General features: G+C 60.1%; 29 protein-coding genes. All 29 read right to left on the reverse strand.

The window, feature by feature from the left end:
• Nucleotides 1-116: 116 nt before the first annotated feature.
• A complete protein-coding gene (rpsD, locus tag I7X43_RS14255; RefSeq protein WP_198101624.1) occupies nucleotides 117-740 on the reverse strand; it encodes a 30S ribosomal protein S4 in 624 nt (207 codons plus the stop codon).
• A 207-nt stretch (nucleotides 741-947) separates the two neighbouring features.
• The gene (gene rpsK, locus I7X43_RS14260) at nucleotides 948-1,349 is read right to left on the reverse strand and encodes a 30S ribosomal protein S11 (protein WP_198101625.1); all 402 of its coding nucleotides are present in this window, start codon (nucleotides 1,347-1,349) and stop codon (nucleotides 948-950) included.
• Nucleotides 1,350-1,376: 27 nt separating this feature from the next.
• Nucleotides 1,377-1,742, reverse strand: coding sequence for a 30S ribosomal protein S13 (gene rpsM, locus I7X43_RS14265; protein WP_198101626.1), 366 nt, complete (start codon nucleotides 1,740-1,742; stop codon nucleotides 1,377-1,379).
• A 32-nt stretch (nucleotides 1,743-1,774) separates the two neighbouring features.
• Nucleotides 1,775-1,888, reverse strand: coding sequence for a 50S ribosomal protein L36 (gene rpmJ / locus I7X43_RS14270; RefSeq protein WP_035036301.1), 114 nt, complete (start codon nucleotides 1,886-1,888; stop codon nucleotides 1,775-1,777).
• Nucleotides 1,889-1,949: 61 nt separating this feature from the next.
• Nucleotides 1,950-2,168: a translation initiation factor IF-1 gene (infA, locus tag I7X43_RS14275; RefSeq protein WP_009855680.1), complete on the reverse strand. Its 219-nt coding sequence runs from the start codon at nucleotides 2,166-2,168 to the stop codon at nucleotides 1,950-1,952.
• 34 nt (nucleotides 2,169-2,202) lie between these two features.
• Nucleotides 2,203-3,513 (reverse strand): preprotein translocase subunit SecY, encoded by a 1,311-nt coding sequence (secY, locus tag I7X43_RS14280; protein ID WP_198101627.1) that lies wholly within the window; start codon nucleotides 3,511-3,513, stop codon nucleotides 2,203-2,205.
• 29 nt (nucleotides 3,514-3,542) lie between these two features.
• Nucleotides 3,543-3,974 (reverse strand): 50S ribosomal protein L15, encoded by a 432-nt coding sequence (gene rplO, locus I7X43_RS14285; protein ID WP_198101628.1) that lies wholly within the window; start codon nucleotides 3,972-3,974, stop codon nucleotides 3,543-3,545.
• Between the two features lie 10 nt (nucleotides 3,975-3,984).
• Nucleotides 3,985-4,167, reverse strand: a complete 183-nt coding sequence (gene rpmD, locus I7X43_RS14290) for a 50S ribosomal protein L30 (protein ID WP_198101629.1) — start codon at nucleotides 4,165-4,167, stop codon at nucleotides 3,985-3,987.
• Between the two features lie 20 nt (nucleotides 4,168-4,187).
• Nucleotides 4,188-4,706, reverse strand: a complete 519-nt coding sequence (gene rpsE / locus I7X43_RS14295; protein ID WP_198101630.1) for a 30S ribosomal protein S5 — start codon at nucleotides 4,704-4,706, stop codon at nucleotides 4,188-4,190.
• Nucleotides 4,707-4,725: 19 nt separating this feature from the next.
• A complete protein-coding gene (gene rplR, locus I7X43_RS14300; protein ID WP_198101631.1) occupies nucleotides 4,726-5,085 on the reverse strand; it encodes a 50S ribosomal protein L18 in 360 nt (119 codons plus the stop codon).
• Nucleotides 5,086-5,096: 11 nt separating this feature from the next.
• Entirely contained in the window at nucleotides 5,097-5,630 is a 534-nt protein-coding gene (rplF, locus tag I7X43_RS14305; protein WP_198101632.1) for a 50S ribosomal protein L6, read from the reverse strand.
• Nucleotides 5,631-5,647: 17 nt separating this feature from the next.
• Nucleotides 5,648-6,043 carry a 30S ribosomal protein S8 gene (gene rpsH, locus I7X43_RS14310; RefSeq protein ID WP_198101633.1) on the reverse strand — a complete coding sequence of 132 codons (396 nt, stop codon included), beginning with the start codon at nucleotides 6,041-6,043 and terminating at the stop codon, nucleotides 5,648-5,650.
• A gap of 24 nt (nucleotides 6,044-6,067) precedes the next feature.
• Entirely contained in the window at nucleotides 6,068-6,373 is a 306-nt protein-coding gene (gene rpsN, locus I7X43_RS14315; protein ID WP_198101634.1) for a 30S ribosomal protein S14, read from the reverse strand.
• An 11-nt stretch (nucleotides 6,374-6,384) separates the two neighbouring features.
• On the reverse strand, nucleotides 6,385-6,924 hold the full coding sequence (gene rplE, locus I7X43_RS14320) for a 50S ribosomal protein L5 (protein WP_198101635.1): 540 nt from the start codon (nucleotides 6,922-6,924) through the stop codon (nucleotides 6,385-6,387).
• Nucleotides 6,925-6,934: 10 nt separating this feature from the next.
• Nucleotides 6,935-7,252: a 50S ribosomal protein L24 gene (rplX, locus tag I7X43_RS14325; protein ID WP_198101636.1), complete on the reverse strand. Its 318-nt coding sequence runs from the start codon at nucleotides 7,250-7,252 to the stop codon at nucleotides 6,935-6,937.
• A 20-nt stretch (nucleotides 7,253-7,272) separates the two neighbouring features.
• The gene (rplN, locus tag I7X43_RS14330) at nucleotides 7,273-7,641 is read right to left on the reverse strand and encodes a 50S ribosomal protein L14 (protein ID WP_198101637.1); all 369 of its coding nucleotides are present in this window, start codon (nucleotides 7,639-7,641) and stop codon (nucleotides 7,273-7,275) included.
• Nucleotides 7,642-7,862: 221 nt separating this feature from the next.
• Nucleotides 7,863-8,363, reverse strand: a complete 501-nt coding sequence (locus I7X43_RS14335; RefSeq protein ID WP_198101638.1) for a peroxiredoxin — start codon at nucleotides 8,361-8,363, stop codon at nucleotides 7,863-7,865.
• A gap of 75 nt (nucleotides 8,364-8,438) precedes the next feature.
• Complete coding sequence (gene rpsQ / locus I7X43_RS14340; protein ID WP_198101639.1) at nucleotides 8,439-8,711, reverse strand: 30S ribosomal protein S17; 273 nt, start codon at nucleotides 8,709-8,711, stop codon at nucleotides 8,439-8,441.
• Nucleotides 8,708-8,908: a 50S ribosomal protein L29 gene (gene rpmC, locus I7X43_RS14345; RefSeq protein WP_198101640.1), complete on the reverse strand. Its 201-nt coding sequence runs from the start codon at nucleotides 8,906-8,908 to the stop codon at nucleotides 8,708-8,710. The genes rpsQ and rpmC overlap by 4 nt, the downstream gene beginning before the upstream one ends.
• Before the next feature lie 11 nt (nucleotides 8,909-8,919).
• On the reverse strand, nucleotides 8,920-9,336 hold the full coding sequence (gene rplP / locus I7X43_RS14350) for a 50S ribosomal protein L16 (RefSeq protein WP_198101641.1): 417 nt from the start codon (nucleotides 9,334-9,336) through the stop codon (nucleotides 8,920-8,922).
• A gap of 12 nt (nucleotides 9,337-9,348) precedes the next feature.
• A complete protein-coding gene (rpsC, locus tag I7X43_RS14355) occupies nucleotides 9,349-10,155 on the reverse strand; it encodes a 30S ribosomal protein S3 (protein ID WP_246480432.1) in 807 nt (268 codons plus the stop codon).
• A 15-nt stretch (nucleotides 10,156-10,170) separates the two neighbouring features.
• On the reverse strand, nucleotides 10,171-10,500 hold the full coding sequence (gene rplV / locus I7X43_RS14360; RefSeq protein WP_198101642.1) for a 50S ribosomal protein L22: 330 nt from the start codon (nucleotides 10,498-10,500) through the stop codon (nucleotides 10,171-10,173).
• 11 nt (nucleotides 10,501-10,511) lie between these two features.
• Complete coding sequence (rpsS, locus tag I7X43_RS14365) at nucleotides 10,512-10,790, reverse strand: 30S ribosomal protein S19 (RefSeq protein WP_138855367.1); 279 nt, start codon at nucleotides 10,788-10,790, stop codon at nucleotides 10,512-10,514.
• 9 nt (nucleotides 10,791-10,799) lie between these two features.
• Complete coding sequence (gene rplB / locus I7X43_RS14370; protein WP_198101643.1) at nucleotides 10,800-11,624, reverse strand: 50S ribosomal protein L2; 825 nt, start codon at nucleotides 11,622-11,624, stop codon at nucleotides 10,800-10,802.
• Nucleotides 11,624-11,938: a 50S ribosomal protein L23 gene (gene rplW / locus I7X43_RS14375; protein WP_198101644.1), complete on the reverse strand. Its 315-nt coding sequence runs from the start codon at nucleotides 11,936-11,938 to the stop codon at nucleotides 11,624-11,626. The genes rplB and rplW overlap by 1 nt, the downstream gene beginning before the upstream one ends.
• Nucleotides 11,935-12,555 (reverse strand): 50S ribosomal protein L4, encoded by a 621-nt coding sequence (rplD, locus tag I7X43_RS14380; protein WP_198101645.1) that lies wholly within the window; start codon nucleotides 12,553-12,555, stop codon nucleotides 11,935-11,937. The genes rplW and rplD overlap by 4 nt, the downstream gene beginning before the upstream one ends.
• On the reverse strand, nucleotides 12,555-13,223 hold the full coding sequence (rplC, locus tag I7X43_RS14385; protein WP_198101646.1) for a 50S ribosomal protein L3: 669 nt from the start codon (nucleotides 13,221-13,223) through the stop codon (nucleotides 12,555-12,557). The genes rplD and rplC overlap by 1 nt, the downstream gene beginning before the upstream one ends.
• Nucleotides 13,224-13,452: 229 nt before the next feature.
• The gene (gene rpsJ, locus I7X43_RS14390) at nucleotides 13,453-13,764 is read right to left on the reverse strand and encodes a 30S ribosomal protein S10 (protein WP_130434746.1); all 312 of its coding nucleotides are present in this window, start codon (nucleotides 13,762-13,764) and stop codon (nucleotides 13,453-13,455) included.
• A 40-nt stretch (nucleotides 13,765-13,804) separates the two neighbouring features.
• Nucleotides 13,805-14,087: EF-Tu C-terminal domain-related protein (locus I7X43_RS14395; protein WP_445666941.1), on the reverse strand; the 283-nt coding region annotated here is incomplete at its 5' end.

Genomic DNA, 14,087 nt, shown 5'->3' on the forward strand with positions numbered 1-14,087 from the left:
CACCGGTTGCACACCCGGCGGCTGATGGACCGACCGAGCGGTGTGCAACCGCTCGGCAGGGACGTCGGCGGCATTTGCGGAGCACGTCTGCCCCGCGTCCGGCCGCCAGCGGGCAATCAACGCGAGTACAACTCGACGATCAGCGATTCGTTGATGTCGGCACCAAACTCATCGCGATCCGGCGTCTTCTTGAAAACGCCTTCCATCTTGCTGGCTTCGACCTGGACCCAAGCCGGGAAACCGATCGACTCGGCCAACTTCAGGGCGTCAACGATACGGAGCTGCTTCTTGGCTTTTTCGCGCACGCCCACCACATCGCCCACCTTCACCAGGTAGGACGCGATGTTCACCGTTGCGCCGTTCACGGTGATGCTCTTGTGCGACACCAGTTGGCGAGCTTCAGCACGGGTCGAACCAAAGCCCATGCGATAGACCACATTGTCCAGCCGCGATTCCAGCAGCGTCAGCAGGTTGACACCGGTCGAACCCTTGCGGCGCTCGGCCTCAGCGAAATAGCGACGGAACTGACGCTCCAGCACGCCGTACATGCGCTTGACCTTCTGCTTTTCACGCAGTTGCAGGCCGAAGTCGCTGGTGCGCTGACCCGAGGTGCGGCCATGCTGGCCCGGCTTGCTGTCAAATTTGGCCTTGTCGCTGATGGCGCGGCGGGCGCTCTTCAGGAACAGGTCCGTGCCTTCGCGGCGGGAAAGTTTGGCCTTGGGGCCGAGATAACGTGCCACTTTGAGTCCTTCTTCAATCTGACGCCACCCTGGAGGGCAACGCGAGTCTGGCGGGTGTTGTGATGTGCGCTCAGACGGTGGGCTTTTGGTTCAGGCAAGAGCTACTGAACCAACGAAAAGCGCCGGCGCCGCCCTGAAGGCGGCCACCGGCCATGGAAAACTGACGATTATCGCTCAGTTTTCGCAATCTTGCTGACGGTCGATCGCTTAGATGCGGCGACGTTTCTGCGGGCGGCAGCCGTTGTGCGGCACCGGCGTCACATCGCTGATCGACGTGATACGGATACCGAGGGCAGCCAACGCACGAACCGACGACTCACGACCCGGGCCTGGGCCCTTGATCTTGACGTCCAGGTTCTTGATGCCCTGTTCTTGGGCCGCACGGCCCGCCACATCCGCCGCCACCTGAGCCGCGTAGGGCGTGCTCTTGCGCGAGCCCTTGAAACCCTGACCACCCGACGAAGCCCAGCTCAGGGCGCCGCCTTGACGGTCGGTGATGGTGATGATGGTGTTGTTGAACGACGCGTGAACGTGGGCGATACCGTCCGAGACGTTCTTACGGACCTTCTTGCGAACGCGTTGCGCGGCGTTGTTCGGTGCCTTAGCCATAGTGCTCTCTCTTCCTAGCTGCCGCGATTACTTCTTGCCGGTGATGGCGGCACGACGCGGACCCTTGCGAGTCCGGGCGTTCGTGCGGGTGCGCTGACCGCGCAGGGGCAGACCGCGACGATGACGGAAGCCGCGGTAGCAGCCCAGGTCCATCAGACGCTTGATGTTGATCGACATTTCGCGACGCAGATCACCTTCGATCGTCAGTTTGCCGATCTCGTCACGGATCTTTTCCAGTTCGGAGTCAGAGAGGTCTTTGACCTTCTTGTCGAACGGAACGCCGCAGGCCGAGCAGATCTTCTGCGCGGTGGTACGGCCAATGCCATAAATCGAAGTCAAACCGATTTCGGTGTGCTTCTGGGGCGGAATATTGATACCAGCAATACGTGCCATGGTTGTCCTCTAGTTCTCGTCCGCGGGGGCGATTAGCCCTGACGCTGCTTGTGGCGCGGATCCGTGCAGATCACGCGCACCACGCCCTTGCGACGGATGATCTTGCAATTGCGGCACATCTTCTTGACCGATGCCGAAACTTTCATGTTCTGCTCCTAGACCTTCTCTTATGCGCTTTTGATCGCGTCATCCCGGGTTCGATTTCGCTCACTTCGCCCGGAACACGATGCGAGCACGACTCAAGTCGTACGGGGTCAACTCAACGGTGACCTTGTCCCCAGGGAGAATCCGGATGTAGTGCATCCGCATTTTCCCGGAGATATGGCCCAAAACGACGTGCCCATTTTCAAGCTTGACGCGAAAAGTCGCGTTGGGCAAGTTCTCAAGGATCTCACCCTGCATCTGAATGACGTCGTCTTTGGCCATGCCTTTACGAAACTGATTGGTGGCTTGCTGAAGTTCAGCTTGCCTTGAAATTAGCCTTCTTCAGCAGCGATTCATACTGCTGACTCATCACGTAACTCTGAACCTGCGCCCAGAAATCCATCGTGACGACCACGATGATCAACAGCGAGGTGCCACCAAAGTAGAACGGCACGTTGTACTTCAGCGTCAAGAACTCGGGCAACAAACAGACCGCCGTGATGTACACCGCACCGGCCAAGGTCAGACGCCCCAGAATCTTGTCAATGTGCTTCGCGGTTTGCTCACCCGGACGGATGCCCGGCACGAACGCCCCACTCTTCTTCAAGTTATCCGCCGTTTCGCGGCTGTTGAACACCAACGCCGTGTAGAAAAAGCAGAAAAACACAATGGCACCAGCGTACAGCAGCACGTAAATCGGTTGTCCCGGACGCAAAGCATCCGCCATATCCTTCAGCCACCGCAGACTGTCACCCGTCGCGAACCAGCTGACCACCGTTGCCGGCAGCAAGATGATGGACGACGCGAAGATCGGGGGAATCACGCCACTCATGTTCAACTTCAGGGGCAAGTGCGACGATTGACCACCGTAGACCTTGTTGCCGACCTGACGTTTAGCGTAATTGACCAAAATCTTGCGCTGGCCACGCTCCACGAACACAACCCCCCAAGTCACCAGCAAAACCAGCGACACGATGAGCAGCGCCGAGAAGATGGCGATGGCACCCGTCCGAATCATCTCCATCAACCCGCCGATCGCGCTGGGCAAGCCCGCAGCAATACCGGCAAAGATCAAGATAGAGATTCCGTTACCCAGACCTCGTTCGGTGATCTGCTCGCCCAGCCACATCAGGAACATGGTCCCTGCAACCAAGCTGGCAACCGCCGTGACACGAAACCCCAGACCTGGCGCCAAGACCAGACCCGGCGAGCTTTCCAGGGCCAGTGCGATGGAAACCGCCTGGAACAAGGCCAAACCCACCGTGCCGTAACGCGTGTACTGGGTGATCTTGCGACGCCCCGCTTCGCCTTCTTTCTTGAGCGCCTCCAACGTCGGAATCACATGCGTCATCAGCTGGATGACGATGGACGCCGAGATGTACGGCATGATGCCCAATGCGAACACCGTGAAGCGCTCAAGGGCCCCGCCGGAGAACATATTGAACAGGCTCAGAATGCCGCCTTGCTGACCCTTGAACATCTGCTGCAGCTGTTCAGGGTCAATTCCGGGCACCGGAACGTGGGCACCGATACGGTAGACCACCAGGGCCAGAATCAAAAAGACGAGCCGCCGCTGGAGGTCACCGAAGCGACCCGAGCGTGCCAGCTGTTGAGCGTTAGAAGCCACGAAACCTCGCGTACCCGCTGCGGAGCCGATCAGGCGACGGTGCCGCCGGCTGCTTCAATCGCAGCCTTGGCACCTGCCGTCGCGCCGATCCCCTTCAGGGCCACCTTGCGCGACAACTCACCCGATTTGATAACTTTCACGGTTTTGGTCAGCTCACCAACCAAGCCTGCCGCTTTCAAAATCAGGAGATCGATCTCCTCAGCGCCGATACGTTGCAGATCGGCCAAGGTGACCTCAGCTGCAAACTTCAAGGCCACAGACTTGAAACCGCGCTTGGGCAGACGACGCTGCAAAGGCATTTGACCGCCTTCGAAGCCCACCTTGTGGAAGCCGCCTGCACGGGACTTTTGCCCCTTGTGGCCGCGACCGGCGGTCTTGCCCAGACCCGAGCCAATGCCGCGACCCACGCGACGCTTGGCGTGCTTGGCACCGGCGGCCGGTTTGATGTTATTCAGTTCCATCGTCAGTTCCTCAGAGCACTTGCACCAGGTACGCAACCTTGGCGATCATGCCGCGCACTGCGGGGGTGTCTTCCAGGGTGCTCTGGCTATTCAGCTTGCGCAGACCCAGACCTCGCACCGTCGCACGGTGCGACTCGCGGGTACCGGCCACGCTGCGAACCAGCTTCACCGTCACGGTTTTCTTATCAGACATAGGTCCTCCAGCGCCGCCGATCAGTTGAACAACTCTTCGACGGTCTTGCCGCGCTTGGCGGCGACCTCGGCCGGCGTGCTCGAGCGCTTCAGCGCATCCAGCGTCGCACGAACCATGTTGTAGGGGTTGGTCGAACCGTGGCTCTTGCTCACGATGTCGGTCACGCCCATCACTTCGAACACGGCGCGCATCGGGCCACCGGCGATCACGCCGGTACCGGCAGGAGCCGGAGCCAACATGACGCGAGAAGCGCCATGTTCGCCCATGACGTTGTGATGCACCGAACCGTTCCGGAGGCTCACTTTGATCATGTTGCGACGAGCCGATTCCATGGCCTTTTGCACAGCCACCGGCACTTCACGCGCCTTGCCCTTGCCCATGCCAATGCGGCCGTCGCCATCACCGACCACGGTCAAGGCGGCGAAACCGAGAATGCGACCGCCCTTCACCACTTTGGTGACGCGGTTCACCGCAATCATCTTCTCGCGCAGACCGTCGTCGCGACCTTCGTCCTGCACGCGGGGTTGAAACTTTGCCATTTCTATTGCTCCCGAACGCTTAGAACTTCAGACCGGCTTCACGGGCCGCATCGGCCAAAGCCTTGATGCGACCGTGATAGGCGTAACCGGCACGGTCGAACGCCACGGCTTCGACGCCAGCAGCCTTCGCCTTCTCGGCGATGCGCTTGCCCACCAATTGAGCAGCGGCGACGTTGCCACCGTTGCCCTTCAAGGCGTCGCGCAATTCCTTTTCGGCCGTCGAGGCCGACGCCAACACTTTGCTGCCATCTTCGGAAATCAAATTCGCGTAGATGTGCAGGTTCGAGCGGAAGACGGTCAGACGCGGCTTGACTTGCAAAGCAATGCGCACGCGGGTTTGACGCGCACGGCGCAAACGCTGTTCTTTCTTGTTCAGCATCTTGCGTCTCCTTACTTCTTCTTGGTCTCTTTGAGGGAGACCTTCTCGTCCGAGTAACGGATGCCCTTGCCCTTGTAGGGCTCGGGCGGACGGAAGGCGCGCACCTCAGCAGCGATCTGGCCCACAACCTGACGGTCAGAGCCCTTGATCAGGATTTCGGTCTGGGTCGGCGTTTCCACCTTGATACCCGCCGGCATTTCCTTGACCACCGGATGAGAGAAACCGATTTGCAGATTCAGCTTCTGGCCCTGGGCTTGAGCGCGGAAACCCACGCCGACCAGGTTGAGCTTGCGCTCAAAACCCTTGCTGACCCCGTGGACCATGTTCGCCACCAGAGCACGCATGGTGCCGCTCATGGCGTTCGCAGCCGCCGAGTCATCGGCCGGGGTAAAGCTCAGCTTGCCGCTGTCATTGGCCACCTTGACCAACGCATTCTGCGGGCGCACCAACGTGCCCAAGGCACCTTTGATGCTGATCTGTTCGTTATTCAGGGTCACATCCACGCCTTGCGGGATCGCGACCGGCATTTTTCCAACGCGGGACATTGCGATACCTCCAGCGCTTAGGCGACGTAGCAGAGCACTTCGCCGCCGATACCGGCAGCGCGCGCCTTGCGGTCGGTCATCACGCCCTTGGGCGTGGTGATGATCGCAACACCCAGACCGTTCATCACGGACGGAATGTCGTGACGGCCCTTGTAGATGCGCAGGCCAGGACGGCTCACACGCTCAATGCGCTCGATCACCGGACGACCGGCGTAATACTTCAACTCGATCTCGAGCTCCGGACGTGCCGCATCGCCGCGCACCACGAAGTTCTCGATGTAACCCTCATCCTTCAAGACCTTGGCAATCGCCACCTTGAGTTTGGAGGAGGGCATGCTCACGCTCGACTTTTCAACCAACTGCGCATTGCGAATGCGAGTCAGCATGTCGGCGATCGGATCACTCATGCTCATGGATAAATCTCCAAATCCTGCCGATTACCAGCTGGCCTTGATGACACCGGGGATGTCACCCTTGAACGCCAGTTCACGGATCTTGCTACGACCCAGACCGAAGGTGCGGAAAGTGCCGCGCGCACGACCGGTCAACTCGCAACGATTGCGCAGACGGGTCGGATTCGCGTTGCGGGGCAGCTTCTGCAACTCCAGGCGGGCGGCGTAGCGCTCTTCGTCACTGCGCTTGGCGTCATTGATAATGACCTTCAGCTCAGCGTACTTTTTCGCGAACTTGGCCACCAGCTTTTCGCGCTTTTGCTCGCGCTGCTTGATCGAAACCTTTGCCATGGTGCTCAGCCTCAGTTCTTGAAGGGGAACTTGAAAGCCGCCAGCAGTGCCTTGGCTTCCTCGTCGTTCTTGGCCGTCGTGGTGATGCTGATATTCAGACCACGCAGAGCATCCACCTTGTCGTATTCGATTTCCGGGAAGATGATCTGTTCTTTGCAACCGATGTTGTAGTTGCCACGGCCATCAAACGAACGGCCCGAGATACCACGGAAGTCGCGAACACGAGGCAGCGCGATCGTCACGAAGCGATCCAGGAATTCGTACATCTGGGCGCCGCGCAACGTGACCATGCAACCGATGGGCACGTTTTCGCGGATCTTGAAGCCGGCGATAGCCTTACGGGACTTGGTCACCACAGGCTTCTGACCAGCAATCTTGGTCAGATCGCCCACAGCGTGGTCCATGACCTTCTTGTCCGCCACCGCCTCACTCACACCCATGTTCAGGGTGATCTTGGTGATCCGGGGAACTTCCATGATGGAGGCGTAGCCGAATTTTTCCTTCAGCTGCGGCACCACTTTTTCGCGGTAAAACGCTTGCAAACGAGCCATAGCGCCCTCGTCAAATCTTGATTTCGGCGCCGGTGCTCTTGAAGACACGCACTTTCTTGCCGTCTTCTTGCACCTTGATCCCAACGCGGTCGGCTTTGCCGGTTTCCGCATTGAAGATGGCGACGTTCGATTGATGGATCGGCATGGCCTTATCCACCACCCCACCGGTCGTACCCTTCATCGGGTTCGGCTTGACGTGCTTTTTGGCCACATTCACGCCATCGACGATCAGACGATCGGCATCCACGCGCTGAGCAACCGTGCCACGCTTGCCCTTGTCGCGACCCGTCAAAACGATGACTTGGTCGCCCGTACGAATCTTGTTCATTGCTGTCCTTTCGCCGCGCTTTACAGCACTTCCGGCGCCAGCGACACGATCTTCATGAAGCGCTCGCTGCGCAGTTCACGAGTGACCGGGCCAAAGATGCGGGTGCCGATCGGCTCCAGCTTGGCATTGAGCAGCACGGCGGCATTGCCGTCGAACTTCACCAGCGAGCCATCCTGGCGGCGCACACCTTTTGCCGTGCGCACGACCACCGCGTTGTAGACCTCGCCCTTCTTGACGCGGCCACGCGGTGCAGCTTCTTTGATGCTGACCTTGATGACATCACCAATGCCGGCGTAGCGACGCTTGGAGCCACCCAGCACCTTGATGCACATGACGGACTTCGCGCCCGTGTTGTCCGCGACCTCGAGTCGCGATTGCATTTGGATCATGTCAATTCCCAACTTTTCCCAGCCACAACAGCAGCCGAGCAGTCTTGGGCCCGTAAGCCTCAGTAGCGCACAACCTTTTTGGTCACACACCGCATCGGCGGTTGAGGGCAGAAACCGAGCCCCTCAGTCCAGCAGTTTGCGCCAGATGAAAAAAGCTCAGCGAAGCCCAGCATTATGGGTCAATCAAAACCCTGATGTCAAGCGGAACTTGGAGGTGGCTGTCAAATTCGCGCCAACATGGCGTCAGCGCGGCTCACCTCAAACTTGCCCGGAGCTTCCACCTGCAAGTCGGCAATCTGGCCGTCTTTAAGGAGCATCGCGAATCGCTGGGACCGAACGCCCATGCCCTTGGCGGTCAGATCCAGCGTCAGGCCGAGCGCCTTGGTCAGTTCCGCACTCCCATCCGCCAGCATGCGGACCACTCCGGTGGCACCCATGGATTTGCCCCAGGCATGCATGACGAACGCATCATTCACGGAGACGCACCAAATTTCATCGATGCCCTTTTCTTTGATGGTCGCCGCCAGGGCGACATACCCCGGCAAGTGCTGCGCGGAGCAAGTCGGGGTGTACGCGCCGGGCAAGGCGAATAGGAGAATGGTTTTGCCACGGGCCGCTTCAGCCACAGACACCGGATTGGGGCCGACGGTGCACCCCTCTGCGGCCTCTTCCAAGAATTCATAAACCGTTACTGACGGCAGTGCGTGACCCAACGCGATCATGTTCAACTCCGGAAATGAAAACGCCGCCCGCTGCAGGATGCAACGTGCGGCGCGGTATCGGCTACGGCGACAGCCTTAGACGATTTGGGCCTTCTCGACCAGGCGGGTCACAACCCAGTTCTTGGTCTTGGAGAACGGACGGCTTTCGGCGATCTCCACCACATCGCCCATCTTGTACTCACCCGCTTCATCGTGGGCGTGGTACTTGCGGGACGAGGCAACGATCTTGCCATAGAGCGCGTGCTTGGTACGACGTTCGACCAAAACGGTAACCGTCTTGGCGCGCTTGTCGCTGACCACGCGACCCACGAGGGTGCGAACGACCTTCTCAGCAGCAGCTTGCGTCATTTGGCCGCCTCCTTCTTCTTCTGAGCCAAGACCGTCTTCACACGGGCGATGTCACGGCGCGTTTGGCCGAGCATCGAGTGATTGGACAGTTGCTGGGTCGCCTTTTGCATGCGCAGGCCGAAGTGGGCTTTGAGCAAGTCCTTGACTTCCTTTTCCAGCGCGGCCACGTCTTTGGTACGCAGTTCAGATGCTTTCATCTGGATTCCCCTTAGGCGCCGATGCGGCGTTCCACGAAGGTGCACTTCAGCGGCAGCTTGGCTGCAGCCAGAGTGAACGCCTCGCGGGCCAGCGCTTCGGGCACGCCGTTCAGTTCATAGAGCACCTTACCGGGCACGATTTCGGCCACGTAGTACTCCGGGTTGCCCTTACCGTTACCCATCCGCACTTCGGCCGGCTTCTTGCTGATCGGCTTGTCCGGGAAGATGCGGATAAAGATGCGGCCACCGCGCTTGATGTGGCGCGAAATGGCACGACGGGCGGCTTCAATTTGACGGGCCGTGATACGACCGCGTTCGGTGGCCTTGAGACCAAATTCACCGAACGAAACATCGGCGCCACGGGTGGCGACGCCGGTGTTGCGGCCCTTTTGCTCCTTGCGGAATTTGCGACGTGCTGGTTGCAGCATGTTCTATTCTCCTTAGGCGCCAGCGCCAGGGGCGCCGCCCTCGGGCTTGCGCGCCACGCGACGGGGACGGTCGCCCGCACCACCTTCGCCCGGCTTGCCATCACGACCCCGACCCGGACCGGGACGGCCCGGACGGCGGTTACGACGATCGTCTTCGCCCTCAACGCTCTTGAGCACCGGCGCTTCGCCGTTGGCCAAGCGGTCGCCACGGTAGACCCAGACCTTGACGCCGATGACGCCATAGGTGGTCTTGGCTTCCGAAGTGCCGTAGTCGATGTCCGCCTTCAGGGTGTGAAGGGGCACGCGACCTTCGCGATACCACTCGGTACGGGCGATTTCGATGCCGTTCAGACGACCGGCCGACATGATCTTGATGCCCTGAGCACCCAAGCGCATGGCGTTCTGCATCGCACGCTTCATGGCGCGACGGAACATGATGCGCTTTTCGAGCTGCTGGGTGATGGAGTCAGCGATCAACTGAGCATCGACTTCAGGCTTGCGCACTTCTTCGATGTTGACCGCGACGGGCACGCCCAGACGCTTGGCCAGTTCGGCCTTCAGGTTTTCGATGTCTTCGCCCTTCTTGCCGATCACCACGCCCGGGCGAGCCGAGAAAATGGTGATGCGGGCATTCTTGGCCGGACGCTCGATCAAGATGCGCGAGACCGCTGCATTCTTGAGCTTGGTCTTCAGGTAATCGCGAACCGCCAAGTCTTCAGCCAGCATGCCGGCGAAGTTGCGGCTCGACGCATACCAACGCGACGACCAATTGCGGGTGACGGGAAGGCGGAAGCCAACCGGATGGATTTTCTGTCCCATAGTCCTTTAGCCCCCTCAGTTACCAACGGTCAGGTAGATGTGACACGTCGGCTTGCTGATGCGGTTGCCGCGACCCTTTGCCCGCGCCGTGAAGCGCTTGAGCGTGGTGCCTTGTTCGACGTAAATCGAGGTCACCTTCAGGGCGTCGATATCCGCGCCATCGTTGTGCTCGGCGTTGGCAATGGCCGACTCGAGCGCCTTCTTGATGATGCCGGCAGCCTTCTTCTGGGTGAAGGTCAGGATGTTCAGCGCCTGATCCACCTTCTTGCCGCGGATCATGTCCGCCACAAGACGACCTTTGTCCACAGAAAGGCGAATGCCGCGCACGCTAGCTTTGGTTTGCATGGTGGCCATCCTTACTTCTTACCAGCCTTCTTGTCGGCCGGGTGGCCTTTGAAGGTGCGAGTCAGCGCGAATTCACCCAGCTTGTGGCCGACCATTTGGTCGCTCACATACACGGGAACGTGCTGACGTCCGTTGTGCACGGCAATGGTCAGACCAATGAACTCGGGCAAGATGGTCGAGCGACGCGACCAGGTCTTGATCGGCTTCTTGTCCTTGTTGGCGCTGGCCTTTTCGACCTTGGCCATCAGGTGGGCGTCGACGAACGGGCCCTTCTTAAGAGAACGACTCATGGCGACCCCTTATTTCTTGCGACGCGAGACGATGAACGTCTGCGTGCGCTTGTTGGAACGGGTACGGAAGCCCTTGGTCATGGTGTTCCACGGAGACACCGGAACCTGGCCTTCGCCCGTGCGGCCTTCGCCACCACCGTGCGGGTGGTCCACCGGGTTCATGGCGGTACCACGAACGGTCGGACGGATACCCAGCCAGCGCTTGGCGCCAGCCTTACCGTATTGACGCAGGTTGTGTTCTTCGTTGCTCACTTCACCCAAGGTGGCGCGGCAGTCGATGTGCACCTTGCGAACTTCACCCGAGCGCAGACGGATCTGAGCGTAGGCGCCATCGCGGGCCATCAGCGTCACCGACGTACCAGCCGAGCGAGCGATTTGCCCCCCCTTGCCAGGCAACAACTCAACGCAGTGAATGGTCGAACCGATGGGAATGTTGCGAATCGGCAGAGCGTTACCCGGCTTGATCGGGGCTTCAGCACCGCTCAAAATCGTGGCACCAACGGCCAAGTTGCGCGGGGCGATGATGTAACGACGTTCGCCGTCGGCATAGCACACCAGAGCGATGTGCGCCGTGCGGTTGGGGTCGTACTCGATGCGCTCCACTTTCGCAGGGATGCCATCCTTGTTGCGGCGGAAGTCGACCACGCGATAGTGGTGCTTGTGACCACCGCCCTTGTGGCGCATGGTGATGTGACCGTTGTTGTTACGGCCCGACTTCTGCTTTTGCGGCTCGAGCAACGGCGCGTAGCCCTCACCCTTGTGCAGGTGCTTGTGCACCACCTTGACCACGGCACGGCGGCCGGGCGAGGTCGGCTTGACTTTTACGACGGCCATTACGCAGCCTCCCCGGAGAAGTTCAGCTCTTGACCCGGCTTCAGGCTCACATAGGCCTTCTTCACGTGGTCACGGCGACCCACACGGCCACCGAAGCGCTTGGTCTTGCCCTTGACGTTCACGACGCTGACCGAGGCCACTTCGACCTTGAACATCAGCTCCACGGCCGCCTTGATTTCAGGCTTGGTGGCGTCGCGCATCACCTTGAACAGCACTTGGTTGTGCTTTTCGCCGACGGTCGTGGCCTTTTCGCTCACGATGGGCGCCAGCAGCACCTGGGCCAAACGGCCCTCGTCAAACTTCGGCGCGCTCATTCGAACATCTCCTTGAGCTGCTCCAACGCCGCCTTGGTCACCAGCACCTTCTTGAAGTGCACCAGCGACAGCGGGTCAGCGTGACGCGGCTCGATCACCAACACGTTGTGCAGGTTGCGCGAAGCCAGGAACAGGTTGTCATCCACCTCGTCCGCAATCAGCAGCACCGATTGCAGGCCCATGGCCTTGAACTTGGCGGCCAGCAGCTTGGTCTTCGGGGCCTCGACCTTGATCGAGTCCACAACAGCCATGCGGCCTTCGCGAGCCAGCTGCGACAGGATCGCGGCCATGCCAGCGCGGTACATCTTCTTGTTCAGCTTGTGGCTGAAGTTCTCGTCCGGACGGTTCGGGAAAATCCGACCGCCTCCACGCCACAGCGGCGAAGAGGTCATACCGGCACGAGCATTACCCGTACCCTTTTGACGGAAAGGCTTCTTGGTCGAGTGCTTGACTTCGCCACGATCCTTCTGGGCGCGGGTGCCTTGACGGGCATTGGCCTGATAGGCCACGACGACCTGGTGAACCAGGGCCTCGTTGTATTCGCGGGCGAAGACGGTGTCGGCGGCGTCAACCTTACCGGCAGCCTGGCCCTGCTCATTCAGGAGCTCGAGTTGCATCACTGGGCTCCTTTGCTCTTGGCCTTGACGGCCGGGCGCACGACCACGTGGCCGTTCTTGCTACCCGGAACGGCGCCTTTCACCAGCAACAGCTGGCGGGCTTCGTCAATGCGCACGATGTCCAGGTTCTGGGTGGTGACGGTTTCGTCGCCCATGTGACCAGTCATCTTCTTGCCCGGGAACACGCGACCCGGATCCTGCGCCATCGAGATCGAGCCCGGCACGTTGTGCGAACGGCTGTTACCGTGCGACGCGCGCTGCGAGCTGAAATTGTGGCGCTTGATGGTGCCGGCATAGCCCTTACCGATCGACGTGCCCTGCACATCGACCTTTTGGCCCGTGGCGAACAGCGTCACCGGAACAGCGGCGCCAGCCTTGTATTCGGCAGCGACTTCCGGCGACACACGGAATTCCTTCAGCACTTCACCGGCTTCCACACCCGCTTTCGCGAAGTGGCCGGCTTCGGGCTTGACGACACGGGAGGCCTTGCGGGCACCAAACGCCACTTGCAGCGCGGTGTAGCCGTCGGTCTCCTGGGTCTTGACCTGGACCACGCGGTTGTTGGACACATCCAGCACCGTCACGGGGATGGTGTCACCATCGTCCGTAAAGATGCGCATCATGCCCACCTTGCGGCCCAGCAATCCGAGGCGATTGCTAAGACTCATTGCTTTCTCCAGCCTCGATATCCGAGGCCTTTGTTTGACACACCCGACATCGATTGGCCGGGCGCCCTAGTTTGGCTGCGAACAAACTTTGCACGCAACCACTCCCCTGCGCACCAAGGCACACAGGGAAAGCCCGCGATTCTAGGGGCATTCAATGCCTCCGTGCAAATATTATTTGTTCAGCCAAAAGAAAAGCGGCCCGCAGGCCGCCTCTCTAAAGCTGCAGGATTTACTGCAACTTGATCTCGACGTCCACGCCAGCCGGCAAATCCAGCTTCATCAGGGCATCCACCGTCTTGTCGGTGGGGTCCACGATGTCCATCAGACGCTGATGGGTACGGATTTCGAACTGGTCACGGCTGGTCTTGTTGACGTGCGGCGAACGCAGGATGTCGAAACGCTCCAGGCGCGTCGGCAGGGGCACGGGGCCCTTGACGATGGCACCGGTACGCTTGGCCGTGTCAACGATCTCCAGCGCCGATTGGTCGATCAGCTTGTAATCGAAGGCCTTGAGGCGAATGCGGATTTTTTGCTTTTGCATGTTCATGGCCGGCGGCGGGCCGCCGACCCCTCAAGGTTAATTACTCGATGATGGTCGCCACAACGCCCGAACCCACGGTACGGCCACCTTCACGGATGGCGAAACGCAGGCCTTGCTCCATGGCGATCGGGGCGATCAGCTTGACCGTGATCGACACGTTGTCGCCCGGCATCACCATTTCCTTGTCCTTCGGCAACTCGATCGAGCCGGTCACGTCGGTCGTGCGGAAATAGAACTGCGGACGGTAGTTGTTGAAGAACGGGGTGTGACGGCCGCCCTCTTCCTTCGACAAGATGTACACCTCGCCGGTGAAGTGGGTGTGC

The sequence above is a fragment of the Inhella gelatinilytica genome (assembly GCF_016093295.1).
Classification (GTDB): domain Bacteria; phylum Pseudomonadota; class Gammaproteobacteria; order Burkholderiales; family Burkholderiaceae_C; genus Inhella; species Inhella gelatinilytica.